Annotated in this window: 27 protein-coding genes and 2 tRNA genes; 20 read left to right on the top strand and 9 right to left on the bottom strand. The window is 70.2% G+C overall.

Annotated features, from left to right (window positions below; genetic code table 11):
• Window positions 1-35: 35 nt before the first annotated feature.
• The 3 genes from IE290_RS18630 (at window position 36) to IE290_RS18620 (ending at window position 5,168) form a co-directional block, all read left to right on the top strand.
• Complete coding sequence (locus tag IE290_RS18630) at window positions 36-614, top strand: dihydrofolate reductase family protein (protein WP_191245906.1); 579 nt, start codon at window positions 36-38, stop codon at window positions 612-614.
• Window positions 615-726: 112 nt separating this feature from the next.
• The gene (locus IE290_RS18625) at window positions 727-3,240 is read left to right on the top strand and encodes a GmrSD restriction endonuclease domain-containing protein (protein ID WP_191245905.1); all 2,514 of its coding nucleotides are present in this window, start codon (window positions 727-729) and stop codon (window positions 3,238-3,240) included.
• Window positions 3,241-3,608: 368 nt separating this feature from the next.
• Entirely contained in the window at window positions 3,609-5,168 is a 1,560-nt protein-coding gene (locus IE290_RS18620; RefSeq protein ID WP_191245904.1) for a hypothetical protein, read from the top strand.
• A gap of 332 nt (window positions 5,169-5,500) precedes the next feature.
• On the opposite strand, the gene IE290_RS18615 is transcribed toward IE290_RS18620, so the two are convergent.
• A tRNA-Arg gene (locus IE290_RS18615) sits at window positions 5,501-5,573 on the bottom strand.
• A gap of 211 nt (window positions 5,574-5,784) precedes the next feature.
• Between IE290_RS18615 and IE290_RS18610 the strand changes: the two genes are divergently transcribed.
• From IE290_RS18610 to IE290_RS18575, 8 genes are all read left to right on the top strand, one after another.
• Entirely contained in the window at window positions 5,785-6,438 is a 654-nt protein-coding gene (locus tag IE290_RS18610) for a response regulator (protein ID WP_191245903.1), read from the top strand.
• A gap of 41 nt (window positions 6,439-6,479) precedes the next feature.
• Window positions 6,480-7,172 (top strand): response regulator transcription factor, encoded by a 693-nt coding sequence (locus IE290_RS18605; RefSeq protein ID WP_094004502.1) that lies wholly within the window; start codon window positions 6,480-6,482, stop codon window positions 7,170-7,172.
• Window positions 7,173-7,180: 8 nt separating this feature from the next.
• A complete protein-coding gene (locus IE290_RS18600; RefSeq protein WP_373300467.1) occupies window positions 7,181-8,593 on the top strand; it encodes a sensor histidine kinase in 1,413 nt (470 codons plus the stop codon).
• A 64-nt stretch (window positions 8,594-8,657) separates the two neighbouring features.
• Window positions 8,658-9,455: a DeoR/GlpR family DNA-binding transcription regulator gene (locus tag IE290_RS18595; RefSeq protein WP_191246308.1), complete on the top strand. Its 798-nt coding sequence runs from the start codon at window positions 8,658-8,660 to the stop codon at window positions 9,453-9,455.
• Window positions 9,452-10,537, top strand: a complete 1,086-nt coding sequence (gene galT / locus IE290_RS18590) for a galactose-1-phosphate uridylyltransferase (protein ID WP_191245902.1) — start codon at window positions 9,452-9,454, stop codon at window positions 10,535-10,537. Before IE290_RS18595 ends, galT begins: the two co-directional genes overlap by 4 nt.
• Window positions 10,538-10,612: 75 nt before the next feature.
• A complete protein-coding gene (locus IE290_RS18585) occupies window positions 10,613-12,064 on the top strand; it encodes a trypsin-like peptidase domain-containing protein (RefSeq protein ID WP_191245901.1) in 1,452 nt (483 codons plus the stop codon).
• Window positions 12,065-12,664: 600 nt separating this feature from the next.
• Window positions 12,665-13,165, top strand: a complete 501-nt coding sequence (locus tag IE290_RS18580) for a MogA/MoaB family molybdenum cofactor biosynthesis protein (protein ID WP_017984989.1) — start codon at window positions 12,665-12,667, stop codon at window positions 13,163-13,165.
• Window positions 13,165-13,335 carry a hypothetical protein gene (locus IE290_RS18575; protein ID WP_191245900.1) on the top strand — a complete coding sequence of 57 codons (171 nt, stop codon included), beginning with the start codon at window positions 13,165-13,167 and terminating at the stop codon, window positions 13,333-13,335. Before IE290_RS18580 ends, IE290_RS18575 begins: the two co-directional genes overlap by 1 nt.
• A 765-nt stretch (window positions 13,336-14,100) precedes the next feature.
• Here the strand turns inward: IE290_RS18575 and mscL are convergent.
• From mscL to IE290_RS18555, 4 genes are all read right to left on the bottom strand, one after another.
• The gene (gene mscL, locus IE290_RS18570) at window positions 14,101-14,538 is read right to left on the bottom strand and encodes a large-conductance mechanosensitive channel protein MscL (RefSeq protein WP_191245899.1); all 438 of its coding nucleotides are present in this window, start codon (window positions 14,536-14,538) and stop codon (window positions 14,101-14,103) included.
• Window positions 14,539-14,563: 25 nt separating this feature from the next.
• The gene (locus tag IE290_RS18565) at window positions 14,564-15,040 is read right to left on the bottom strand and encodes a hypothetical protein (protein ID WP_191245898.1); all 477 of its coding nucleotides are present in this window, start codon (window positions 15,038-15,040) and stop codon (window positions 14,564-14,566) included.
• Between the two features lie 135 nt (window positions 15,041-15,175).
• Entirely contained in the window at window positions 15,176-15,487 is a 312-nt protein-coding gene (locus IE290_RS18560) for an FmdB family zinc ribbon protein (RefSeq protein ID WP_191245897.1), read from the bottom strand.
• Window positions 15,488-15,576: 89 nt separating this feature from the next.
• Complete coding sequence (locus IE290_RS18555; RefSeq protein ID WP_191245896.1) at window positions 15,577-16,170, bottom strand: 5-formyltetrahydrofolate cyclo-ligase; 594 nt, start codon at window positions 16,168-16,170, stop codon at window positions 15,577-15,579.
• A 24-nt stretch (window positions 16,171-16,194) separates the two neighbouring features.
• On the opposite strand from IE290_RS18555, the gene IE290_RS18550 reads away from it, so the two are divergent.
• From IE290_RS18550 to IE290_RS18520, 7 genes are all read left to right on the top strand, one after another.
• Window positions 16,195-17,097 (top strand): UTP--glucose-1-phosphate uridylyltransferase, encoded by a 903-nt coding sequence (locus tag IE290_RS18550; RefSeq protein WP_191245895.1) that lies wholly within the window; start codon window positions 16,195-16,197, stop codon window positions 17,095-17,097.
• Complete coding sequence (gene glp / locus IE290_RS18545; RefSeq protein ID WP_191245894.1) at window positions 17,097-18,362, top strand: molybdotransferase-like divisome protein Glp; 1,266 nt, start codon at window positions 17,097-17,099, stop codon at window positions 18,360-18,362. The genes IE290_RS18550 and glp overlap by 1 nt, the downstream gene beginning before the upstream one ends.
• Window positions 18,363-18,371: 9 nt before the next feature.
• Window positions 18,372-19,031 (top strand): GNAT family N-acetyltransferase, encoded by a 660-nt coding sequence (locus tag IE290_RS18540; RefSeq protein ID WP_191245893.1) that lies wholly within the window; start codon window positions 18,372-18,374, stop codon window positions 19,029-19,031.
• 142 nt (window positions 19,032-19,173) lie between these two features.
• Window positions 19,174-19,941 carry a divisome protein SepX/GlpR gene (gene sepX, locus IE290_RS18535; RefSeq protein ID WP_191245892.1) on the top strand — a complete coding sequence of 256 codons (768 nt, stop codon included), beginning with the start codon at window positions 19,174-19,176 and terminating at the stop codon, window positions 19,939-19,941.
• Window positions 19,942-20,007: 66 nt separating this feature from the next.
• Window positions 20,008-20,080 (top strand) — tRNA-Ala (locus tag IE290_RS18530).
• Between the two features lie 180 nt (window positions 20,081-20,260).
• Window positions 20,261-20,503 (top strand): hypothetical protein, encoded by a 243-nt coding sequence (locus IE290_RS18525; RefSeq protein WP_229874590.1) that lies wholly within the window; start codon window positions 20,261-20,263, stop codon window positions 20,501-20,503.
• A gap of 176 nt (window positions 20,504-20,679) precedes the next feature.
• A complete protein-coding gene (locus IE290_RS18520; protein WP_229874589.1) occupies window positions 20,680-20,817 on the top strand; it encodes an ACT domain-containing protein in 138 nt (45 codons plus the stop codon).
• A gap of 9 nt (window positions 20,818-20,826) precedes the next feature.
• Here the strand turns inward: IE290_RS18520 and IE290_RS37930 are convergent, their stop codons facing one another.
• Both IE290_RS37930 and IE290_RS37925 read right to left on the bottom strand, forming a co-directional pair.
• Entirely contained in the window at window positions 20,827-21,330 is a 504-nt protein-coding gene (locus IE290_RS37930) for a LysR substrate-binding domain-containing protein (protein WP_268246378.1), read from the bottom strand.
• A 21-nt stretch (window positions 21,331-21,351) separates the two neighbouring features.
• Window positions 21,352-21,744 carry a LysR family transcriptional regulator gene (locus tag IE290_RS37925; RefSeq protein ID WP_229874587.1) on the bottom strand — a complete coding sequence of 131 codons (393 nt, stop codon included), beginning with the start codon at window positions 21,742-21,744 and terminating at the stop codon, window positions 21,352-21,354.
• A 168-nt stretch (window positions 21,745-21,912) separates the two neighbouring features.
• Here IE290_RS37925 and IE290_RS18510 point away from each other — a divergent pair, with 168 nt between their 5' ends.
• Window positions 21,913-22,110: a hypothetical protein gene (locus tag IE290_RS18510; RefSeq protein ID WP_191245891.1), complete on the top strand. Its 198-nt coding sequence runs from the start codon at window positions 21,913-21,915 to the stop codon at window positions 22,108-22,110.
• A 193-nt stretch (window positions 22,111-22,303) separates the two neighbouring features.
• On the opposite strand, the gene IE290_RS18505 is transcribed toward IE290_RS18510, so the two are convergent.
• Entirely contained in the window at window positions 22,304-23,173 is an 870-nt protein-coding gene (locus IE290_RS18505; protein WP_191245890.1) for a cupin domain-containing protein, read from the bottom strand.
• 23 nt (window positions 23,174-23,196) lie between these two features.
• Window positions 23,197-24,312: an amidohydrolase family protein gene (locus IE290_RS18500; protein ID WP_191245889.1), complete on the bottom strand. Its 1,116-nt coding sequence runs from the start codon at window positions 24,310-24,312 to the stop codon at window positions 23,197-23,199.
• A 161-nt stretch (window positions 24,313-24,473) separates the two neighbouring features.
• On the opposite strand from IE290_RS18500, the gene sigJ reads away from it, so the two are divergent.
• Window positions 24,474-25,346 (top strand): RNA polymerase sigma factor SigJ, encoded by an 873-nt coding sequence (gene sigJ, locus IE290_RS18495; RefSeq protein ID WP_191245888.1) that lies wholly within the window; start codon window positions 24,474-24,476, stop codon window positions 25,344-25,346.
• Window positions 25,347-25,354: the final 8 nt, after the last annotated feature.

The following is a 25,354-nucleotide window of genomic DNA, read 5'->3' as shown; positions in this document are numbered from 1 at the left end:
GGCTGTCCGGTTCACGCGACGAAGGAGAACGGAAAATGAGCAAGGTCATCGCCAACATGTCCATGTCCCTCGACGGTTTCATCGCCGACCCCGGCGACGGCATCGACCTGCTGTTCGGCTGGATGGGCAACGGCGAGGTGGAGGTCCCGACCGCCGTGGAGTGGGCGACGTTCCGCATGTCCCCGGCGAGCGCGGAGTACATGACGGCCGCGATGTCCCGGGTCGGAGCCCTCATCGCGGGCCGCCACCTGTACGACATCACCCACGGCTGGGGCGGCAAGCACCCGATGGGGGTCCCGGTGGTGGTGGTGTCGCACTCGACACCCGCCGACGCACCGGCGGGCTTCACGTTCGTGTCCAGCGTCGAGGAAGCGGTGCGGGTGGCGTCGGAGCTGGCGGGTTCGAAGGACGTGGTGATCGCGAGCGCGAAGATAGCCCAGCAAGCCCTCGACGCGGGCCTGCTGGACGCCATCAACGTGGACCAGGTACCCGTGCTGCTGGGGGAAGGCGTCCGCTGGTTCGAGAACCTGGCAAAGACCCCCGTGCGGTTGAGCAACCCCACGGTGGTGGAGGGCAATGGGGTGACACACCTGGCGTACGAGGTGGTGCGTTAGCGGCCGGCCCGTGCGTAGAACGTTGTTATGATCTTGTGCCCGTTTTCGTGCTAACGGCGTCCACGGGTTTCTCCGACAGATTCATCGTCGGTCGTGGACGAAGGGGGACCAAGTGGTTGCGGCGCGTGAGACGACCCTGCAGGAACTACTGGAGGGTTCCAAGCAATACCAGGTGCCGCTGTACCAACGGACCTACTCCTGGACCAACGATCAATTGCAGCGGCTCTGGGACGACATCACCCAGCTCGCGGACGACCGGGTGCAGGATCCCGAGTTGACGCACTTCATCGGTTCCCTGGTCCTCGCTCCCAGTCCGAACAACGGTCCGGCCGGTGTGCAGGAGTTCCTCGTCATCGACGGGCAGCAGCGCCTGACCACCTTGTCCATCCTCCTTTGCGCTCTGCGTGACTACCGGGCGGAAAAGGAGAGCGCGGAACATCGGGAGCGCATCGACCAGCAGTACCTGATCAACAAGTGGAAGCCCGAGCAACAGCGGCTCAAGCTCGTGCCGACCCAGGCCGACCGGCCCGCATACCTGGCGTGCTTGACCGGCGCGCCGGACAAGGGTGGGGCTGACCGGGTCGGCGCGGCCTACCGCTTCTTCTCGGCCCAGCTGGCTGGCATTGATGACCCCGACGACCTCGATGACATCGAGCGGATCGAGAACGCCGTGATCTCCGGCCTCGCCCTGGTGTCGGTGACAGCTCAACGCGGCGACAACGCCCATCGGATCTTCGAGTCGTTGAACAACACCGGGTTGCGGTTGACGCAGGGCGACCTGCTGCGGAACTACCTCTTCATGCGTTTGCCCACCCGCGGCGCAATGGTCTACGAGTCCCTGTGGCTCCCGCTGCAGGAGCGCCTCAGCAGCAGCGAACTCGAGTTGTTGTTCTGGCTCGATCTCGTCCAGCAGGACCCGCGGATCAAGCAGGCCGACACCTATGCCGGACAGCAGCGCAGGCTCGACAAGTTGCGGACCGAGGAGGAGATCGAGAGCGAGGTCGCCCGGTTCGGTCGTCTTGGTGAGCTGTTGCGGACCATCCTCGACCCTTCGCGGGAGGAGGACGTTCTGGTTCGCCACCGGCTGCAACGGCTCGGAGCCTGGGGCACCACGACTGTTTACCCGCTCCTGCTCCACCTGCTTGACCGCCGGCAGCGTGGCACCGCCAGTTCGGAAGAGATCGCGTCGGCGATGCTCTACGTGGAGAGCTACTTCGTCCGGCGGTTGTTGATCGGTCGGGCGACCGCAAGCATCAACCGGGTCCTCCTCGCCGTCGTCACCGAGATGGACACGGACGTACCAGTGGACGAAGCGGTCCGCCGGTACTTGTCGACGGGGCGCAAGTACTACGCCAGCGACGAAGAAATCCGGGCGGCGGTCCGGAGCGTCCCGTACTACCTCAACGGGCGTCCGCACCAGCGTGCTCTGGTGCTCCGCTGGCTGGAGGAGACGTACGGCAACAAGGAGCCTGTCGACCTGACGTCACTGACGATCGAGCACGTGCTCCCGCAGACGCCGACGCGCGAGTGGCGGGAGATGCTCGGAGCGGACCTGGCGCCGGGCGAGAGCTTCGCCCAGGTGCACGAGTCACTCGTCCACACCCTGGGGAACTTGACTCTGACGGGCTACAACTCGAAGCTCAGCAACAGTTCCTTCGCGGTCAAGCGGAAGCAACTGTCCGCCAGCGGTGTACTGATGAACCAGGAAATCGCGCGGCAGGAACGCTGGAGTCGCCGTGAGATCGAGGACAGGGCGAGCGCCCTGGCCGAGCGTGTGATCGCCGAGTGGCCGGGCCCGAAGGTGGAGGTCAAGAGCCCGTCGGGGACGGCTTGGGACGTGATGAACCGGGCGCTCGCCGAGCTTCCCGCTGGCTCGTGGACGACCTATGGCGATCTGGCCGCGTTGATTGGCACCCACCCGGTCGCCGTCGGGCAGCGGCTGGCCACGACCACCGCGCCCAACGCACACCGGGTGCTGCAGTCCGATGGCAAGGTCTCGCCCAACTTCACCTGGCTGAACGCGGAGCGCGCCGACGACCCGCGGGAACTCCTCGCCGCCGAGGGGGTTGCGTTCGACAGCCACGACCGGGCTGACGACGCGCAGCGCATAACCACCGACGAGCTCGCGCTGCTGCTCGACGCCGAGGTACCGGGGCCGGTCCCCGATCTCGATCCCGGACAGGATCCCCAACTCCGGGACCGATTCCTTGCTCAGCTCACGGAACAGCAGGGCGTCGAAGTGGCCCAAGCCGTGGTCGCGCTGCTCAGTTCGTGGACTTCTCTCGGCGGGCACCTTTCCTACGGCCTGGGCGGGGAGACGTCGTGCTTCCTGATGTCCCGCGCAAAGGACGACCCGCGCGGCGACATCTGGCCTGCGACGATCTACCCGAGCGGGAAGTTCGAGGTGGTCTTCCAGCACCTCCGCAGTCGCTCGCCGTTCGAGGACATCGCTCAGCGGGAAGAGCTGCGCCTGCGGCTGAACAAGGTCGACGGGGTCAACCTCCCCCTTGCGAAGCTCGACCTGCGCCCCGGGTTTGGACTGGACGTCCTCGTCAAGCCCGAAGCACGCAGCGGCCTGGTCGAAGCGCTCGACTGGTTTCACCAGCAAGCGGTAGGGGATCGATGACTGACCTCAAAAATTGGCGGCTACAGCGGCGACGCTGGTGACTTGTGCGCGTTGTCGCGGCGGTCCTATAGACCCTGATCTTCACTCAGACCCACGTTGCGAGATCACGGTAGTGATGACTATTGGGGGGCCGGTGATGTTGCAATATCGGCTGTTTGTCGAGGTCAACAATGCTCGACGCGATGTAAAGAAGATGACCGTTGAACAGCTTCACTCGTGGCTTCGGAAGAAGGATCTTGCTGCTGACGCTCTGAAGATCGGATCGGAAACCGTCCTCGGTGCACGCGCTACTGGCTCACTTGCGGTGTCAGAACGTCGCGATGGCTCCCGGTCCCTGCGTGCGGTGATCACTGAGCAGAACACTGCTGGTGCGTGGGTTACGCAGCTCACTCTGGACGTTCCAGGAAACGTTCGATCCAAGCCTTGGCTTTGGCTCGATCTCGATGGCCCGGACAACATCAACGCCAAAGTGCCCGGCCTGGCGCGACAGCTGCTCGAGGTTTTCGATGCGTCCCGCTCACGATATTCGGCATGGACAGGCGCAGCCTGTCCAGACGCGCGAGGATGTCCACGCACTTGTCGAGGCGGTTTGCGATCCAAATCGCCGCACCCTTGTCTTTGTTGCTGGATCTGAGCCACGTCTGCCTTTCGACAGATGGCTCCTGCTCGTACGAAACCTGCTCAGCGAGACGGTTGGTCTTGCCGGCGCCTACGTATTATCTCCAGAAGCAACGAGAATCTTCAACAACGCGATCGGGCCGGCTCACAACATAGATCCCTGGACAGTTCGTACATTCAGGCCCGGCGTCGAACCAGATGATGTCGAGGATGCAAGGCGTCACAAGGTTCTCGGAATGGATCGTATCGCCAATGATCCGGTCCGCCGTCTTGCGCCTATGCTTGGTCGACGTGCGCGAGAAGCCGCACTCCAGACGCCACTTCCGGGCGTTGCGATGAAGGTCGACCGCATATTTGCGCAGATGACGAACGCCAGCCTTCTCGCCAAGCTTGACACGCCTACCCCATCGCGGTCAGCAGCGCAACGGGCCGTTTCTCAACCGGAACGCGATCGTGAAACGAAGGCGGCGCCGGCGGCGCTTCTGTCCGAGGACATAATTCACGCCTTGGATCTTGTCCTGGGGGGATCGATCACCGTCGAGGGCGTACTTGAGCTTGGAGAGCTAGCTGCTGTCGCTCGAAGTGCACAAGCCGGCCGCGGAGCTATTGAGGCTCGGCTGAACACGTACGAATCCCAGGTGGCCGGCCTCCGTGGCGACCTTCGTGAGGTGAGTAGGCGGCTGGAAGACACGCAGCTCGACGCAGCAGTCGCGGAAGAGGGATATGCGAAGGCCGCTGCCGAAGTGCGCAGGCTGCAAAAGTTACTAATTGTTACTGACCAGGCGGCGCGAATCTGGGTTCCGGACGAGGAGTCAACGGAACGGCGGCCTGTGGCGTATGAAGAATTGGCGGACAGGCTCGAAGAATGGTCGAACGTATCATTTACAGGTGAGGTCGACAAGTTGCTCGAGCTTGATCAGTACGACGAATCCGGCGGGTGGGCGGGTAAGATCTGGGACATTTTTGGAGCGCTTAACGACTATGCTCAGGCTATACTTGAACAGAAGTTCACCGGTGGCGTTCATCTCTACCTAACCGACACGCCGCCGGGATGTCGTAGCTACTCTGCTACGCGTCACGCGCCTGATGAGAGCGAAGATGTGACAAACAACCCGTATTATCGCTTGCGAATGCTGCCAGTACCTCTTGATGTTTCTCCCGATGGAGAAGTCTTTATGGGGGCGCATTTCAAGATCGCTCAGTACGGCATGATAAGTCCCCGTCTGCACTACTACAACGATGTGCGCGCAACAGGGCGAGTTTACGTCGGATACATTGGAAAGCATCTCAGGACGTCTCGCACGAACTAATTTCCACGTCGGCCAATACGAGAAAGCGAAGCGGGTCTTCCCTGTCCTGGATCGAGGAGTCAGCCGGTTGTGGGGTCGCAGCATCCCGTAGCGCTGCCTCCTCGTCGCGTCGACATTCAGCACCGCCAGCTACCGCTGGCACACGGTTGCGCGCTCGTCCGCGGGTTGCGGCCCAGGCGCACGCGCTGATCGACAGCTTTCCCTATTTGGCCTCGCGACCATTCGCTGAGCACGACCCCCAGCAGTGGTCATTGTGCGAGGATACGTGGTTCGCACCACATGCGGCACCACGTGCAAGCGGCTTGATCAGCAAAAACCGCCTCTGAGCTGTGTGCCCCCGGCAGGATTCGAACCTGCGACACCCGCTTTAGGAGAGCGGTGCTCTATCCCCTGAGCTACGAGGGCTGGCTGCCTCAGGGTAGCGGGTCCGGGGCGCCTCCATGTGCGTGACCTCCGCCTCCGCCGGGCTCGGCTCGCCGCAGGCCGGCCGCGCGAGCACCGACGAAAGGCGCAACCACCCCGGGTGATCAGCGTATCGACGGCAGCGCTACCACTGGGTAACCTTCCGTGACCGGGACGCGGAAACCCCGCTCCACCGACCGTTCGGAGGGCTTAGTTGATCAAGCTCATGTTCGCCGACGACGAGGATCTCGTGCGGGCCAGTCTCCGCGGCATGATGGTCGGCGCACCGGACATCGAGGTGGTCGGCGAGGCGAACGACGGGCGTTCGGCAGTCGAGACGGCACGGCGTCTACACCCGGACGTCGTCCTGCTCGACATCAAGATGCGGGCCCCCGACGACGGCATCCGCGCGCTCCGGGCGATCCTCGAGCTGCCCAACCCGCCCGCCGCGGCCATGCTCACCACCTTCGACATGGACGAGTACGTCAGCCTGGCCCTCCGGCTCGGCGCCAACGGCTTCCTCCTCAAGGACATCGAGCCCGCGGCGCTGCTCCGCGCGGTGCGGGACCTCGCGCGGGGCGGCGCCGTCCTGGACCCCGGCGTCGCGGCGCGCATGGTCCGCGCCCACCGCGAGGGACAACGCGCCGCCCAGCCGGCGCGCAAGTTACTCGCCTCACTTTCCGAGCGGGAACGCGAAGTGGTCGCCCTGATCGGGCAGGGCCTGTCCAACGCCGAGATCGGCGGCAAGCTCCACCTGTCCGAGGCCACCGTCAAGGGCTACGTCTCGGCGGTCCTGTCCAAGATCGGCGCCGCGAACCGGGTCCAGGCCGCCCTGCTCGCCTACCGCGGCGGGCTGCTCGACCAGTGACTTCTTAGGCGGGTCTCAGCACCGTCGGCGACACTGTCCACATGCGCATTCTCGTTGTCGACGACGATCGGGCGGTCCGGGAGTCGCTCCGGCGGTCGCTGGAGTTCAACGGCTACCAGGTGGAGCTCGCGGGCGACGGCGCCCAGGCTCTGGAGCGCGTGATCGCCGACCGGCCGGACGCCATGATCCTCGACGTCATGATGCCCCGGCTCGACGGGCTGGAGGTGGCCCGGCGCCTGCGCAGCACCGGCGACGACCTGCCGATCCTGGTGCTCACCGCGCGCGACACGGTGTCCGACCGCGTCTCCGGTCTCGACGCCGGCGCCGACGACTACCTCCCGAAGCCGTTCGCGCTGGAGGAGCTCCTCGCCCGCCTCCGCGCGCTCCTGCGCCGCGCCTCCCGCGAGGCCCAGACGCCGCCGGACGCCGAGAAGCTCACCTTCGCCGACCTGACGCTGGACCCGGGCACCCGCGAGGTCCGCCGCGGCGACCGCGACATCAGCCTCACCCGCACCGAGTTCGCGCTGCTCGAGCTGTTCATGTCCTACCCGAAGCACGTCCTCACGCGCGGCCGCATCCTCGAGGAGGTGTGGGGCTACGACTTCCCGACCTCGGGCAACGCGCTGGAGGTCTACGTCGGGTACCTGCGCCGCAAGACCGAGGCCGGCGGCGAGCCGCGCCTGATCCACACCGTCCGCGGCGTCGGGTACGTCCTGCGGGAAACCCCACCGTGAGCCAAGCCGTGACCGAACCGGTGCCCGTGATCCGCGTGGACGGCGGTTCCGCTCCCCGGCGGATGTCGCTGCGGGCGCGCGTCACCCTGCTGGCCGCGGCGTGTGTCGCGGGGGTGCTGGCGCTGGTCTCGCTGGGCGCCTACATCACCGTCTACAACAACCTGTACCAGCAGGTCGACGACGAGCTGATCCAGCAGGCGAACAGCGTGATCAACGATCCGCAGGTCGTGCAGACCGGCGGTCTGCGCATCCCCACCTACATCACGCGCCTGGTCGACGTGCGCTTCGACCTGATCGTGGGCGACGGCTCGTCCGCGTTCGAGTCGGCGCCGTCGATGCGGCCGCCGATCGGGCTGGACGAGCGCGAGGTCGCCAGCGGCCAGAAGACGTCGTCGATCCGCACCGACCAGAACACCGACTCGCGCGTGCTCGCCGTGCCCTACCGCTACCAGCCGGGCGTGGCGCTGGTGCTGTCGCAACCGCTCGACGCGACCAAACAGACCCTGCGCGAGCTGGCGGTGGTCCTCGCGTTGATCGGCGGTGGCGGGATCGTGGTCGCCGCGCTCGCCGGAACGGCTGTGGCCCGCACGGGGCTGCGGCCGGTGGAACGGCTGACGTCGGCGACCGAGCACATCGCCCGGACCGGTGACCTGCGCCCGATCCCGATCAGCGGCGACGACGAGCTGGCCCGGCTCACGCACAGCTTCAACACGATGCTCGGCGCCGTCGCCGAGTCGCAGGACCGGCAGAGACAGCTCGTCGCCGACGCCGGTCACGAGCTGCGCACCCCGCTCACCTCCCTGCGCACCAACCTGGAGCTGCTGCTGTCCGCCAGCCGCTCGGGCGCGCCGTCGCTGTCGGAGAAGGACCGCGCGGAGATCGAGACCGACATCAAGGCCCAGCTGGACGAGCTGACCCAGCTCATCGGCGACCTCGTCGAGCTGGCCCGGCAGGACGAGCCCCGCACCGAGTTCGAGCGCGTCGAGCTGGTCGAGGTCGTCGAACGCGCCCTGGACCGGGCCCGCCGCCGGGCCGGGGAGATCGAGTTCGACGTGGCGCTCCAACCGTGGGTCGTCACCGGCGACGCCGGCGCCCTCGAACGCGCGGTGCTGAACCTGCTGGACAACGCGGTCAAGTTCTCCCCGCCGGAGTCCCGCGTGCGGGTCCGGATGTATCCGCTGGGCGACGGCACCGCGGTCATCGAGGTCGCCGACTCCGGTCCGGGCATCGCCGACGAGGACCTGCCGCGCGTGTTCGACCGCTTCTACCGCTCGTCCGAGGCCCGCACCCTGCCCGGATCCGGCTTGGGGCTGGCGATCGTGAAGCAGGCCGCCGAACGCCACGGCGGCGCGGCGTACGCCGGCCGTGCCTCGGAGGGTGGCGCCCTGCTCAGCCTGCGCCTGCCCGGCACGCCCGGCTGATCCGCGACGTCCTACGTGTGTTGATTCGTGTAGGATTTTGTGTAGTTGTTGGGCGATGGGAGCGATGGTGCTGGCGCGGCAGCGGCAGGCGATGATCCTCGAAGAGGCGCGGCGGACCGGCGCGGTCCGGGTGAGCGACCTCGTCAGCAGGCTCGGCGTATCCGACATGACCATTCGCCGCGACCTGGACGTGCTCGCCGGCCGCGGTCTGGTGGAGAAGGTGTACGGCGGCGCGACCGCGGTCGTCGGCCCGAGCACGGAGGAGCCCGGGTTCGAGGCCAAGTCCGTGCGGCAGCAGGCCCAGAAGGAGGCCATCGCGAGCGTTGCCGCCGAACTGGTCCAGCCGGGCACCGCGATCGGCCTGTCCGCCGGCACCACCACGTGGACGCTCGCCCGCGCGCTGGACGGTGTGCCCGGGCTGACGATCGTCACCAACTCGATCCGAGTCGCCGACGTGCTGCGCGCGTCGTCCGCGCCGGACCGCACGGTGGTGCTCACCGGCGGCGTCCGCACGCCCTCCGACGCGCTGGTCGGGCCGGTCGCCGTGCACAGCCTGCGCCGCCTGCACCTGGACCAGGTGTTCCTGGGCGTACACGGCATGGCAGAGGGCGCCGGGTTCACCACCCCGAACCTGAACGAGAGCGAGACCGACCGCGCGCTGGTGGAGTCCGGGCGGCGGCTGGTCGTGCTCGCCGACTCGTCGAAGTGGGGCGTGGTGGGCATTTCCACGATCGCCGAGCTGGACGAGGCGCACGTCGTGGTCAGCGACGACGGACTTTGCGAGGCGGCCCGCGACGTTCTGGCCGAGCATGTGGGTGAGCTGAAGGTCGCACCCGTCAACGAGGACACGGAGGAAGAGTGAGGCGAACGCTTCGCCACCTTGCCGACGGCAGGGAGATCATCTACTTCGACGAGGGCGAGAACACCCCCGCCCGCACGGCGGAGGACACGCGCGACCTGCCCGCGGTGGCCGCCAGCTCGGAGATCCGCCTCGACCCGCTGACCGGCGAGTGGGTGGCGATGGCCGCGCACCGGCAGACCCGCACCTACAAACCGCCGGCGGACCTGTGCCCGCTGTGCCCCAGCAAGCCGGGCAAGCCGAGCGAGATCCCCGAGCCCGACTACGACGTGGTCGTGTTCGAGAACCGCTTCCCGTCCTTCGAGGAGGGCGCCACCGGCGAACGGTCCACGTTGGACGGTCTCGGGCTCGTGCAGACCGCGCCGGGCAAGGGACGCTGCGAGGTCGTCTGCTTCACCAGTGACCACAATGGATCCTTCGCGCAGTTGACCCCGTCGCGGGTGCGCACGGTCGTCGACGCCTGGGCCGACCGCACGGCCGCGCTGTCCGAGATCGACGGGCTGGAGCAGGTCTTCCCGTTCGAGAACCGGGGCGAGGAGATCGGCGTGACGCTGCACCACCCGCACGGCCAGATCTACGGCTACCCGTTCGTGACGCCGAAGACGCGCCGCATGCTCGACGTCGCCCGCGCCTACCAGGAGGAACACGGCCGCCCGGTCCTCGGTGACGTGCTCGCCGCGGAGCGCGAGGCCGGCACGCGCGTGATCGCGGAGGGACAGCACTGGACGGCGTTCGTCCCGCCCGCGGCGCGGTGGCCGGTGCACGTGCAGGTCGTGCCGCACCGCCAGGTGCCCGACATCCCGGCCCTGACCGACGCCGAGCGGGACGACTTCGCCGAGGTCTACCTGGACGTGCTGCGCCGCTGCGACGGGCTCTACGACCGGCCGCTGCCCTACATCGCCGGCTGGCACCAGGCGCCCGTCCGGATCGACCGCGAGCTCGGCTGGCTGCACCTCGAGCTGTTCTCGATCCTGCGCGCGCCGGACAAGCTGAAGTACCTCGCCGGGTCCGAATCGGGCGAGGCGGTGTGGATCAACGACGCCACACCGGAGCAGATCGCGGAACGTCTCCGCGCGGTGGGCTGACACCGGCGGCATACTCATGCGTGACCCTCAGGCTGGGCTCAGCCCGCTCTCAGGACCGACACGCATGGTAGGGACATGACCGAGAACGACCCCAGCGCACCGCACGACGGCGGTGCCCAGCGGGACCCCGGCGCGCAGCAGTCGCCGGAGGACGCGAAGACGCCCCCGCGCGGAACGCCGCTCGGCTCAGGGCCGCAGCCGAGCCCGTGGTCGGCGCAGGGAGCCGCGCAGCAGGCCGCCCACGCGCAGGCCGGGCACGCCCAGGCCGCGCATTCGCCGTCCGGGCATGGACAGTCCGGCGCTGCGCAGTCTGGGCAGGCGCAGGGCGCGTACGCGCAGAGTGGGCAGCAGCAGGCTGGTGGGCACCCGTGGACGCCGCCGGGTGCGCAGCAGCAGTCGCCGTACGCGACGGCGACGATGCCCGCGCCGGCCGTGCCGCAGCAGCGTCGTGGCCCGGGCAAGCTCGTGGCCGGCGTCGCGGTGCTCGCGTTGATCGTCGGTGGCGGAGCGGGTGCCGCCGGGGGGTACCTGACCGCGCAGAACAGCGGTGGCGCGTCGTACAACGCGCTCGAACAGCCAGTGCCCGCGCAGCAGACGGCGTCCGCGCCGGCCGGGTCGGTCGAGGCGGTGGCGCAGAAGCTGTCGCCGAGCGTGGTGGAGCTGCAGGTGTCCGGGCGGAGCGGGCAGGGCGAGGGCTCCGGGTTCGTGCTGTCGACCGACGGCTACATCCTGACCAACAACCACGTCGTGGAGGTCGCCGCGGAGGGCGGGTCGATCCAGGCGGTGTTCCAGGACGGCACGAAGGCGGCCGCGTCGATCGTGGGCCGCGACCCGACGACCGACGTCGCCGTGGTGAAGGTCGACGGGGTGAAGAACCTGACGCCGGTGGCGCTGGGCAATTCCGACGACCTGAACGTGGGGCAGTCGGTGGTGGCGATCGGGTCGCCGTTCGAGCTGGCCGGGACGGTCACGTCGGGCATCGTGAGCGCGTTGCACCGTCCGGTGCGGGCCGGTGGCAGCGAGGGCGACCAGACGACGGTGATGAGCGCGATCCAGACGGACGCGGCGATCAACCCGGGCAACTCGGGTGGTCCGCTGGCGAACCTGTCGGGTCAGGTGATCGGCATCAACTCGGCCATCTACAGCCCGCAGTCGTCCGGAATGGGCCAGACGGAGGCGACGAACGCCGGCATCGGGTTCGCCATCCCGATCAACCAGGCGCGGCGCACGGCGCAGGAGATCATCGACACCGGCAAGGCGACGCAGACGTTCATCGGGGCGAACGTGAGCGATGCGCAGCAGGGTGGCGCCCTGATCGCGGGCGTGCAGGCCGGGAGCCCGGCCGAGCAGGCGGGCCTGAAGCAGGGCGACGTCGTGACGAAGGTCGAGGACCTGGTCATCAACGACGCGGACGGCCTCATCGCGGCCGTGCGAACCCGCGCCCCGGGCGACAAGGTGACCTTCACGCTGAGCGATGGGCGCACGGTGCAAGTCACCCTGGGCGGCCAACCGGTGCCAACGAACTGACGTCGCGGTGCCCGGCCGCTCGGGGTGGCTGGAGGGGCGTTCGGCCGCTCGGGGTGGCTGGTGCTTGGCCGCTTGGGAGTGGCTGGAGGAGCGCTCGGCTGGTTCGGGGTGGCTGGAGGGGTGTTCGGCCGCTGGGGGCGGCTGGAGGGGAATGACAGGCGCTCGGCCGCTTCGGAGTGGCTGGAGGAGCGTTCAGCTGGTTCGGGGTGGCTGGAGAGGCGTTCGGCCACTCGGGGTGGCCGGAGGGGTGTTCGGCCGCTCGGGGTGGCCGCAGGGGAATGACAGGCGCTCGGCCGCCCGGGGCGGCCGAGACCACTTGGCCGGCTCCACGGGGTTGAGCCGGCAACCGAACCGCGTGCGACTGGAGAACTCCGGTCGCGCGCGGTTTCTCTTTGGTCCTTGGGGCCGGGCTGTGGCTGGTGACCGTCGTTTGGTGGCAGGTCGCGTCCACTTCGGACAGCAGCTTGCGCAGTGGCCTGGGCCGGAGGTCGGCGACGTGGGAGCCGGTAAACCGGCCTGCGTGACGAGTATCCGCGGGCTACCTCGCAGTAGTGGCGACGTGCCCGTCGGACTTCGGTAACAACCGGATACCGTGTGCTCATGGAACGCAGTGCACAGCGGCTGGGCCGCGCGCTCGTGGTGATCGTGGACGACCGCGCGGCGCACGGCGAGCATGAGGACACCTCGGGGCCCCTGGTTCAGGAGCTGCTGGAGGAAGCCGGCTTCATCGTGGACGGCGTGGTGCTGGTGCACGCCGACACCGTGGCGATCCGCAACGCGCTCAACACCGCCGTGATCGGTGGTGTGGACCTCGTCATCACCGTCGGCGGCACCGGCGTGTCGCCGCGGGACGTCACCCCCGACGCGACGATCGGGGTGCTCGACCGGCCCATCCCCGGGATCGGCGAGGCTCTGCGCTCCTCCGGGCTCGCCGCCGGCGCGGTCGACGCGGGCATCTCGCGCGGCCTGGTCGGCGTGTCGGGCAGCACGCTGGTGGTCAACCTGGCCGGCTCGCGCGCCGCGGTGCGCGACGGCATGGCGACGCTGTCCTCGCTCGTGCCGTACGTGATCGACCAGCTCTCCGGCCTCGACGAGTCCTGATGTCCGGGGAGGACCGGGAGCGCAAGCCGCCCCGCGACCGGCGGAAGCTGGAGGAGATCTTCGGGGAGGTCCTCCCGGACACGACGTCCGACGAGCGCGAGCCGGAGCGCCCGCCCCACGACGAGGACGCCTGGTACCGCGAGAACCGCCCGCCCCACCACGGCGGCTAGGCCGCCCCGGAGGGAGGCCTTCCACCGGGGAGGCGGTGCGGGTGGTGCGACCAGGTGTCCGCGCGCGGGGGGCTTGCTCGCCGCGCGGGTTGGGGCCCGTGGGCGGCGCCTCGGGGCTGGGTCGTGGTCGGGCTGGCCGCGGGGCCCTCAGGGCGCTGACGGGCTCGCCTTCGGGCAACAGCTGCGGGTGTAGAGGACGCCCAGTGGCTGCGGGGCCTCCGGGTGCGGATGGGCCGGCGCGGGTGCGCTCAGGGTTGATGGGGCTCGCCTTCGGGTTGCGGTCGCGGCCTTCGGCGGGTGCCGAGGGGCTTGCGCCGCGGGTGCTGTCGCCGAGGGGGCTTGCGCCCCGCTGGAGCCGACGCCGAGAGGGCTTGCGCTGCGCGGGTGCTGTTGCCGAGACGGCTTGCGGCGCGCTGGAGCCGACGCCGAGAGGGCTTGCGCTGCGCGGGTGCTGTTGCCGAGAGGGCTTGCGCTGCGCGGGTGCTGTCGCCGAGGGGGCTTGCGGCGCGCTGGAGCCGACGCCGAGGGGGCTTGCGCCCCGCTGGAGCCGACGCCGAGGGGGCTTGCGCTGCACTGGAGCTGTCGCCGCGGGGGCTTGCGCCGCGCCGGAGCCGACGCCGAGGGGCTGACGCCGCGTCTGAGCCCGCGCTGTGGTGATTGCGCCGAGCTTTCGCCGGCGGGGCGTGGCGCCCCGGGGCGAGTGCGCGCACGGCACCAGCCCGGCCTGCTCCGGGACGGAAGTGGCCCGGAGCAGGCGGGAGTGCGTCAGTCGCGGGCTTCGGTGCGGCTGCCGGTGACCTGGCCGTTGGCCCCGCTCTGTTGCCGGAGCAGGTCGCGGATCTCCGTCAGCAGCTCGACGTCCGTCGGCTCCGAGGGGCCCTCCTCCTGGCCGCGCTTGCGGCGCTCCTGGATCTTCTTCATCGGCAGGACCAGCAGGAAGTAGACCACCGCGGCCACGATCACGAAGTTGATCGCCGCGTTGATCACGCCGCCGAAGTCGAGGAACGTGGAGTCGTTTTCGCTCAGGACGTTGAACCCCAGGCCCTTCGCGGCGTCCGATCCGCCGATCGCGTTGATCAGCGGCTTGATCAGGCCGTTCGTGAACGCGGTGACGATCGCGGTGAACGCCGTCCCGATGACGACCGCGACGGCCAGCTCGATGACGTTGCCGCGCATCAAGAAGTCTTTGAAGCCCTTGAGCATGTGCACTCCTCTCCTCCGGAAACGGCTAACGGAGGGTAACCGCTACCGGGTTCAGGAGTGACATCGCGGCCACCTCCCTGGCCGTGTCCTCCGGCAACGACAGGACGACCAGCGGGCCGTCGCGCGCGCTCGTCAGGCGTCCGGCCGAGGCCGGCGGCGGTCGCACCGTCAGCACCGTTGCCATGCTGGCCAGCACTTTTCTGCTCCGCGCGGACTCGTCAAGCGTGACCACGTCGACGCGCATGCCGGGGCTCAGCAGTTCGGCGACACCGGTGTCCGCGAGCCGGACCGGCACCGCGGCCAGCGCAAGATCACCCGTGAAGGGGACAGGTGCGGAGGGTGGTGGCGGCGCGGCCCGGGGCTCGGCCGCGTCCGGGCGCGCGGCCAGCACCGCCGCGGTGATGAGCAGACCGGCGGCGACCAGCTTGCGCAGCCGGTGCCACCGTCGTCCGCCGAAGCGTGGCCGGAGCCGGTTCCAGCGGGCACGCGGATCGAAGCGCATGGCGAAGCACCCCCAGTCGTCGAGTGCGACGGCGGCGTGCCGTCGACGGAATCGACGCTAGGGGTGCTGACACCCGGCGGAAAGACGCGGATCTGGCAGCTGTGGATAACTGGGTACTTGTGGATAACTCGGCGGTCAGGAGGCCGCGGCGGCCGCCGTTGTCGTACCGCTCGACGAAGATGAGGACGCGGAGCTGCTCTTGCTCTCGCTGGACGTGCTCGACGAGCTGGACGAGGAGGTGGACGACGTCGATGACGACGACGAAGACGACGAACGCGAGTCGGTCCGGTAGAAGCCGGAGCCCTTGAAGATCACGCCGACCGCTCCGTAGAGCTTGCGCAGCGGGCCGGTGCACTCGGGGCACTCGGTCAGGCTGGCATCGGAGAACGACTGCACGGCCTCGAAACGGTGGCCGCACTCCTTGCAGGCGTACTGGTACGTGGGCACAGGTGCTCCTTCGCGCATTGGCACTCGATCCGCAAGAGTGCTAACGCAATTGTGCTGGACACCATTCCCTCAGCGCAAACAAGGGTTGGTCACAGTGGCAGCCGCACGTGCCCGCGGCCGGGGGTGAGGGCCCCGGTCATGAGCACGTCGTGCTCCTCCGCCGGCAAGCGTTCGACCAGCTCAGCGTCCCGGACCACGGCCACCAGATCGGCGTCCGGCGCGGCGTGCGCCAGGGACCGGTCGTAGAACCCGGCGCCCCGGCCCAGCCGCACGCCGCGGTGGTCGACGGCCATGGCCGGGAGTAGCACGAGCCCGGCCTCGGCCAGCGCGTCCGGGCCCAGGAACGGGCCGGTCGGCTCGAGGATGCGGCGCAACCGGCCCGCGCGCAGGCTCGCGGTGCCGGTGTACTCGGCCCACTCCAGCGGCCCGGGTTCGGCGGGAATCGCCGGGAGCAACACCCGCGCGCCGCGCTCGCGCAGCACGTCGAGCAGGCCGATCGAGCCCGGCTCGGTGCCGAACGGGACGTAGCCGCACACCGTGTCCGGGAGTGACATCGCGGACACCGCGCGGACCAGTGCGGCGGCCTCAGCGACCCGCTGCTGCACGGAGACGGCGGCGCGGGCCGCGGACAGCTCGGCGCGCCACTCGGCCTTCGTCACCTCGTCATTGCGCTGCGCACCCATGTACGCAGGTTAGGCTTGGCGCCTATGACGGGCGCCTTCGACAACCATTCGTTCCGAACCGCAATCGTCCCCGCCGCAGGCCTGGGGACCCGGTTCCTGCCGACGACGAAAGCGGTTCCCAAGGAGTTGCTCCCGGTGGTGGACACGCCGGGGATCGAGATCGTCGCGAGCGAAGCCGCGCAGGCGGGGGCGAAACGGCTGGTGATCGTCACCTCGCCGGGCAAGGAGTCGGTCGTCAACTACTTCCGGCCCGCGCCCGAACTGGAGGCGAACCTCGAGCGCAAGGGCAAGTCCGCGCTGCTGGAGAAGGTCCGGCGCGGTCCGGAGCTGATCGAGGTCGAGGTCGCGATCCAGGAGGAGGCGCTCGGCCTCGGACACGCGGTCGCGCAGGCCGAGCCGAACCTGACCGATGAGGACGAGGCCGTCGCGGTGCTGCTGCCCGACGACCTGGTGCTGCCCGCCGGCGTGCTCTCCAAGATGGCCGAGGTGCGTGCCGAGCACGGCGGCAGCGTGCTGTGCGCGTTCGACATCCCGAAGGAGCAGATCTCGCCCTACGGCGTGTTCGACGTCACCGACACCGGCGACCCCGACGTCAAGCAGGTGCACGGCATGGTCGAGAAGCCCTCGCCCGAGGAGGCGCCGTCCACCTACGCCGCGGCCGGCCGCTACCTCCTCGACCGGGCGATCTTCGACGCCCTGCGTCGCATCGAGCCGGGCGCGGGTGGTGAACTGCAGCTCACCGATGCCGTCGCGCTGCTGATCGAGGAGGGCCACCCCGTGCACATCGTCGTCCACCGCGGCGGACGGCACGACCTGGGCAACCCCGGCGGTTTCCTCAAGGCGGCCGTCGACTTCGCCCTCGACGACCCGGACTACGGGCCCGAGCTGCGCAACTGGCTGACCGAACGACTCGGGACCGATCGCTGATGACCGACCCCATCCCGGAGCCCGACCAGGCCGAGCAGGACCTCCGCTCGGTCGACGAGCAGATCGCCCGCGTCCTGCAGGCCGCGGTGCGCCCGCGACCCGTCCGCGTCGCGATTTCCGAGGCGCAGGGCCTGCTCTGCGCCGAGGAGGTCGTGGCCGAGCACGCGCTGCCCGGCTTCGACCAGGCCGCCGTCGACGGGTACGCGGTGCGCAGCGTGGACGTGCGCATCGACGGCGACGAGCCCGTCCAGCTCCCGGTGGTGGGGGAGATCCCGGCCGGCTCACGGCAGCCCCGGCGGCTGCAGCCCGGGCAGGCCGTCCGGGTCGCCACCGGGGCGCCGCTGCCGACCCTCGCCGACGCCGTCGTGCCGACCGCCTTCACCGACGGCCACCCGGCCAAGGTGACGATCCACCGGTCCGTGCCGTCCGCCGCCTACGTGCGGCGGACCGGCGAGGACGTGCAGATCGGCGACGTGGCCGTCCGCCAGGGCGACACGATCGGCGCGGCGCAGGTCGGCCTGCTCGCGGCCGTCGGCCGCTCGAAGGTGCTGGTCTACCCGCGGCCGCGGGTTTCGATCGTGTCCGTCGGCGACGAGCTGGTCGACATCGACCGCACCCCGAGCACCGGCCAGGTCTACGACGTCAACTCCTACGCACTCGCGGCCGCCGCGCGCGACGCCGGAGCCGAGGTCAGCCGGGTGGGGATCGTGCCGAGCGACCCGAAGCGGCTGCGTGAGGTGGTCGAGGGCCGGCTGCTGATGTCCGAGGTCGTCGTGGTCGCGGGCGGGGCGGGCGGCACCGCGGGCGACGAGGTCCAGGCGGCCCTGTCCGACCTGGGCGAGATCGACATGACCCGCGTGGGCATGCACCCGGGTTCGGCGCAGGGCTTCGGGCGGCTCGGCCCGGACTCCGTGCCGACCTTCCTGATCCCGGCCAACCCGATGAGCGCCCTGGTCGTGTTCGAGGTGCTGATCCGGCCGCTGATCCGCGCCGCGCGTGGCACCCGCAACCCGCACCGCCGCACGGTCAGCGCACGGCTGCTGTCGCCGGTGTCCTCGACCAAGGGCCGGCGCGGCTACCTGCGCGGCCAGCTGCTGCGCGACGAGAGCACCGGCGAGTACCTGGTGCAGCCGCTCGGCACGTCCGGCGCGCACCTGCTCGCGTCGCTGGCCGAAGCGAACTGCCTGGTCAACGTGGACGAGGACCTGACCGAGGTGCCCGCGGGCGAGCAGGTCAAGGTGACCTTCCTGGCCCAGCGGGGTTAGAACTGTCCGGTGCAGCCAGCAGCGTATGACCTGGAGTCCCGCCACCCCGGGTGGCCGGCCCGGCTGGGTCCGCTCCGCGTGGCGGCCGGTGAGGTCGCGGTGCGGCCGATCCGGCTGCGCGACGCGGGTGACTGGAGCCGGATCCGGCTGCGCGACCAGGAGCACCTCGAGCCGTGGGAGCCGACCGGGCCTGGGCCGTGGCGCGACCGGAACAGCTACTGGTCCTGGCCCGCGCAGTGGACGGCGCTGCGGTCGCTGGCCCGGCGCGGTCAGTGCCTGCCGTACACGATCACCGTGGACGGCGAGTTCGCCGGTCAGATCACGATCGGTAACGTGATCCGCGCCTCACTCCGCTCGGCCTGGGTCGGTTACTGGGTGTCCTCGCCGGTCGTCAAGGGTGGTGTCGCCACGGCCGCTGTCGCCCTGGTGGTGGACCACGCGTTCACCTCGGCCGGACTGCACCGGATCGAGGCGACCGTGCGGCCGGAGAACACGCCGAGCATCAAGGTGCTGACCAAGGCCGGGTTCCGGCAGGAAGGCCTGTTCAAGCGGTACCTCGACGTGGCGGGCGACTGGCGCGACCACTACTGCTACGCGATGACCGTCGAGGAGGCCGGGCCGGGGCTGGTGGCGCGGCTGGTCGCGGCCGGTCGCGCGGAATACCTGTGACCAAGTTCGTTACCCAACGGCGAGATTTTCACTAGATCAAGTGACCCTTTTTCTGGTCACGAGCGGCGTGGCTCCGTCCCATCTGTTACTCCTGTGACTAGCGTGACGACATGTAGCAGTGAACGGGGGAGGTGAGAGGGGATTGCCCAGCTCGCTGATCATCGTCGCCTTGGCCGCGGCCTGGCTCGTCGTGCTCGTGCCGATGGTCGCCCGCAAGCGCCAGGCGGTCACGCGGACGGCCGACGCCGAACTGGCCGCCCGCGTGGTCCGCAGCGGCGGCGGCGCAGACGACGCGGAGGAGGAGTTCGCGATGTCCGAGACCACCCAGCAGGTCGCTGAGGCCGACGACCGCGTCGACTACGACGACGTCGAAGAGTACGAAGAGGAGCCGGCGCGCCCGCCGCGCGTCCACGAGTCGGCGTCGGAGCGGCGCTACCGGCCGGGTCGTGGAGGGTTCGACCCGGAGGCCGCGGAGATCGCCGCGCGCGCCAAGTACGCGTTCCGCCAGCGGGTCGTCCTCTGCCTGTTCCTGCTCGCGGTCGTCACGGCCGCGGGCGCCGGGTTCCTGACCTCGTCGCTGTGGTGGCTGCACGGCGCCGTCGACCTGATGCTGGTCGGGTACCTCGCCTACCTGCGACGGCAGGTGCGCATCGAGGCCGAGATCCGCCAGCGGCGCCTGGCCCGGCTCGGATCCCGCCCCGCGACGCGCCCCGCCCGCCGCGAGCGCCCGGCCGAGGACTTCGAGGTCGTCGAGCCGCCGCGGGAGGTGCCCGGCGTCGAGCGCCGTCCGTCGCCGGCGGCCCGCCTGCGCGGCCGTGCGGTGGTCGTCGACGTCGAGGACGAGGACCCCGCGTTCCACGACCTCGACGACCCGGACCAGCTCCCGTTCCGGCGGGCGGTCGGAGAGTAGACCCCCTCGCCGACCGCGTCCGGGCACTTGCTATGCTTCTGGAGCTTCCTTCGGGAAGTCCAGTAAGGGGCTGTAGCGCAGTTGGTAGCGCGTCTCGTTCGCATCGAGAAGGTCAGGGGTTCGATTCCCCTCAGCTCCACTGTAGAAGTTTTACGAGAACGCGACGCCTGAAGGCGAGCAAGAGCCACCCGTATCGCGGGTGGCTCTTTTGTTTGTGCCCTCCGCGCTGGTTGACCTTGGATGGCGTGGAGGCGAGGCCGGCGTTGTCAGTGTCCACAGCAGAGCGACCCCGTGGGGCGACCGGTGCCACAATGCCTCCGTGATCACGGACCTTCCCGAGGGCTTGGTGGCCCGGCATCCCGTACCGGACGACCACCCGCGGGTGCTGGCGGTGCTCGACAGGTGGTGGGCGGACCTCAAGGGTGACGCGGGCGCGCGGGAGCGGGCCCTGCTGCTGCCGCGGCTGTACTTCCAGCACTTCACCACCACCAGCTTCGTGGTCGAGGACGGGAGCGCGCGAGCCCTGGACCGTCGTAGTCGGGGACGACCTCGCTCGCGGTGAACCCGACACTGGCGACGCCGAAGAACGCGCGGTAGAGCGCCCGTCCCACGCCTGCCCCTGCAGGGCGGGGTCGACGCCGACGAAGTGGATGTACGCCGTGTCCAGCTCGGTCTGCGACAGGAAACCCACGAGGAAGGCCGCGAGCTCCCCGCGACGAGCCGGGTCTGCTCGCCGCCGTGCTGACGCCGCTGGCGCGGGCGGCCGTGCCGGTCTTCGTCGCCTCGACCTACCTCGCCGACCTGGTCCTCGTCCCCGAGGAGCGCGTGGAGGCCGCCCTGTCGGCGCTGCGCTCGTCCGGCTTCGCGATCGCCTGACCCCCGGGATCAGGCCACCCGCACCCGCCGGCCCTCGCCCAGCACGCTGCGCACTTCGGCGACGAGCCGCCCGACCAGCGCCTGCGGGGCGCGGTCGGTCCACACCACGGCGAGGTCGAAGGGCTCGGCGTCCTCGACCTCGACCCACCGCAGGCCGCCGAGCGGGATCACGGCGCTCAGCGGCTGCGGCGCGAACCAGACGCCGCGACCGCGGGCGACCTCCAGCAGGGCGTCCTCCACGCAGGGCAGGACCGGCCCTCGCGGCGCGGGCCGGCCGCCGGGGCGGGGGTCCGCCAGCCAGAACCGCTCGGCCTCGGCGGAGGTCAGCACCGCCGGACGGACGACCGGCTCGTCGGCGAGGTCGGCGAGCGTGAGCGTGGCGCGGCCGGCCAGGCGATGGCGCGGGGGAAGCGCCACGGCCCGGCGGTCTCGGCGTACCACCGCGTGGTGGAGCCCGACCTCGCCGAGCGGCAGCCACATGAACGACGCGTCCGCACGACCGGCATCGAGCAGCTCGAGCTCCTCCCGAGGACTCTACGCGGTTGTCATCGTGACCTGTAGTCCCGGGACCGTCGCCTCCAGCGACTCGACCACGGCAACGGCGAAGAGGGCGGTGGTCGCGGGACAGCACACCAGCCGCAGCGTGCCGGACTCGGCGCCGCCCGCCGCCCGCGCCCGCTCGGCCACCCGGCCGACGTCGTGGAGCAGGGCCGGTGCATCGGCGGCCAGCTGCTCCCCGGCCGCGGTCAGCAGGACACCGCGAGAGGTGCGCACCAGCAGCGTGACGCCGAGCGAGCGCTCCAGTTGCCGCACGTGCTTCGACACGGCCTGCTGCGTCAGGTTGAGCGCCACGCCCGCACGGGTGATCGAGCGCTCCCGCGTCACGGCCAGGAACGATCGCAGCTGCCCGAGGTCGAGGTCGTCCACAGTCGACACCGTAGCCGCCACACCGATGCGTGGTGCCCCGCACGCCAGATCGTTGTTTCCCTTCACGGCACCGCCCGCCGCAGACTTCAGTCGACGGCCGTGCCCGACGCCGCATCGGCGTACCGCACGACCACACGGACCGCAGTGATCGAAAGGAACCCCATCCCCGTGACCACCGACCCCAAGATCGAGGCCATCGCGCGGTTCTTCTCCCCCTACGCCGCCGGCGACCTCGACGGCATCCGCGCCGTGCTCAAGTGGACAAGGTGCAACCTCTCCGGCGACCAGCACCAAATGGACGCCTTCGTCTGGGCCAACTACGCCCTCGCCCCCATCCCCGCCCGGCTGGCCGACGGGACGCGGTGACCCACGACGCTTGGGCGAGCACCTCGTCCATGTTGTCCTGAGGCCTCGCGCCGGTGCCGGCATCGCCGTCGGCATCTTGGTCACCGGCTGCGGCCCCACGGCTCGCGCGCCTCGTCGTCGACGCCGCGGGGTCCACTGTGGTCGGTAAGCCCCGGCGATGGCGACGAGGCTCAGCAGCTCCCGCTCCGGTCCGTCAACGACGCGGCCGCTCGCGGCCGGTGGTGAGTGCGCTGCCGGCTTCGGCCACGTAGGTTACGTGGTGGGGGCGGGTGTAGCGGTTCAGTGCGGCTGGGTCGAAGCGGCCCGCTTTACTCACCTCCGTCCGGTGTTCGATGAGTGCTTCCACCACGTGTTCCCAGCCGCCGGGTGCGGAGATCTGCACGACCCGCGGCGGTGGCGCCGAACCCGGCCGCAGCGCGTGCGGTTGTCCGTGTGGCAGCAGGACGAACTGGCCCTTCCCGGCGGTGTGGGTCCGGCCGCCGAAATCGATCTCCAGTGCCCCGTCGAGGACGTAGACGCACTCGTCGGCGACGTGGTGCGTGTGGCGCGGAATCGGCTGGGCCACGGTGACCTCCAGCAACGAGAACAGCCCGCCGGTGTCAGCGGCGCGGGCCTTCACGCTGAACGCGGGCGGCACCGGGATCCGGCCCGGCCGCGCCTCACCTCGCGCCAGCACGTAGCCGCGATCCACCTCGCCCCACTCCTCGCCCGTGGCGTCACCCTCGATACGCGCAGCACCGGGCGAGAGCAGGTGCAACGCGCGCGCCGGCGCGACCGGGGTGCGGATGGCGTGGGGCACGCCGCGCGGCACCATCAGGCACATCCCGGCGGTGAGGTGGTGCGTGGTGCGGTGGATGTCCACGTCGAGTCCGCCGTCGATGACGTAGACGAACTCGTCGGCGACGTCGTGCACGTGTTCGGGCAGCTCGACCTCGCCGTGGACCTCCAGCAAGGTGAAACGGCCCTGGGTGTCCTCGGCCGTGGCCTTGACCATCGCCCAGGACGGGGCCGGAGCCGGTCGTGAGCCGTCGGCGGGCAGCAGGAAGAAACGGTTGTCGGGCATGGGGGTTCCTCTCGGGATGGTGGTCAGCGGGACTGGCGAACGCCGCGCCGCCAGACGTCGACGATCGAGCGGGTGGCGGTGATGTCGTGTGTCGGGTCGCCGTCGACCAGCACCAGGTCGGCGCGCAGGCCCGGTGCGACGCGGCCGCGGTCGCTCAGCCCGAAGTGGCGAGCCGGCACGCTGGTCGCCGCGGCCAGTGCCTCCTCCGGGGTGAGTCCCGCTTCGGTCAACAGGACCAGTTCGCGGTGCAGGCTTTCGCCGTGGATCGGCGCGAACGGGGTCGAGTCGGTGCCGGCCAGCAGCGGCACACCCGCCGCGCGAAGGGCGCTCGCCACCCGCACCGCGCCCGTCCCGCTGCCGGGAAGTGCGTGATCCGCGCCTGCCTGACCGCTGATCACCTCGAAGTACACCAGGGTGCTCACCACGAACACACCCTGCGCCGCCACCCGTTCCGCGAGGTCGGCAGTGCCCGGTCCCGCGTCGACCCAGACGTGCGCGAGGCCGTCCACACCGGCGTCGAGCGCGATCTCGACCTCGGCCGCGGTGATCGCGTGTGCGATCACCGCCAGCCCCGCCGCGTGCGCGGCCTCGACGAGCGCGGCCACCACCTCCGGCGCCAGTACCGGCAGGTCGGCGCCGTGCACGGTGCCGTCGTCGACGACCACCTTCAGGTAGTCGGCTCCTTCCGCACGCCGGGCCGCGACGAACGCCGCCGCCTGATCGGCCGTCGCGACGGTGTCGAACGGCCCGGCGGCGTCCCCCAGCGCGTCGCCGAGCGCGGACATCAGCTGGCTGGGGTGCCCGCCGGGCGCGGTCGCGAGAACGCCGGAGCTGCGGATGTCCGCGACGTCGTCGCGCTCGGCGGCCAGGGCGCGCTGCCGGGACAGGTTCGCCGGCAGGCAGAACATGTCCAGTTCGGTCGTCACGCCGAACTCCAGTGCCTGTGCCAGGTTCCCGTCGAACGTGTGGGTGTGCGCGTCGATCAAGCCGGGCAGCAGGGTCCGCCCGGTTCCGTCCACCAGGACGTCGGCGGGCCTGCCGTCGGGCTCCGCGATCCGGTCGCCGTCGATCAGCACGTCGGTGCGGGTCGTGGTCTGCTCGCCGTCGAACACCCGGACGTCGCGAATGAGGGTTCGCATCATCGCCTCCTCGAACACGGCCGGGTCCGTCCCGGCTCGCGTCAACCAAGTGCTCGGCGGGGCGGCGGGACGTGACACGACGAGACGTGGGCCACATTCGCGACCGGGATGTCACGTTCCGGACGCCGGCGCCGCTCTCAGACCTGCAGGAGGCAGACACCATGACAGACCCGGATTTCGCCACGCGGACGTTCGTCGAGCACCGCGAACTGCTGTTCGCGATCGTCTACGACATGCTCGGCAGCGTCGCCGACACCGAAGACGTGCTCCAGGAAACCTGGCTCGGATGGGAGGCCGCCGACAACGCGCAGGTCGGGACTCCCCGCGCCTACCTGGTGCGCATCGCGGTCAACAAGGCCCTCGCCCGCCGGACCGCGCTGAGCCGCCGCCGCGAGACCTACGTCGGCCAGTGGCTGCCGGAACCGGTCGTGACCGATCCGCCCGACCCCGTGCTGCGCGCCGAATCGTCCTCGATGGCGCTGCTGGTCGTACTGGAAACACTCAGCCCAGCCGAACGCGCGGTGTTCGTGCTGCACGACGTGTTCGGCTACCCGCACGGCGAGATCGCGGACATCCTTGGCCGCAGCCCCGAAGCCGTGCGCCAGCTCGCCCACCGCGCCCGCGAGCACGTCCGGGCCCGGCGGCCGCGATACCGCGTCGACGCCCGCGTGCAGCAGGAGGTCACCGAACGGTTCGTCGAGGCGGCCATGGGCGGCGACCTCGAAGCGCTTCTCCGTGTGCTCGCCCCGGACGTGACACTGTGGACAGACGGTGGCGGCAAGGGCGCGGCCACCAGCCGGCAGCCGGTGCACGGCCGGGACGCGGTCGCGCAGCTGCTCGTCGGCGTCACGGCGAACGCGCGGGGGACCTTCGACATCCGGTACCGCCGGGTGAACGGCGACCCGTCCGCGTTGTTGTTCTCCGGCGACTCGCCGTTCGCCGTGCTGGTCCTCGACCTGACCCCGGCCGGCGACCGGGTGCGGGGCATCTACTCCGTGACCAACCCGGACAAGCTCACGAGGATCCCGCGGTAGCGAGTCGG

It is taken from the genome of Amycolatopsis deserti (assembly GCF_014653945.1).
GTDB lineage: Bacteria > Actinomycetota > Actinomycetes > Mycobacteriales > Pseudonocardiaceae > Amycolatopsis_E > Amycolatopsis_E deserti.
This window is presented reverse-complemented; position numbering and strand designations above follow the sequence as displayed.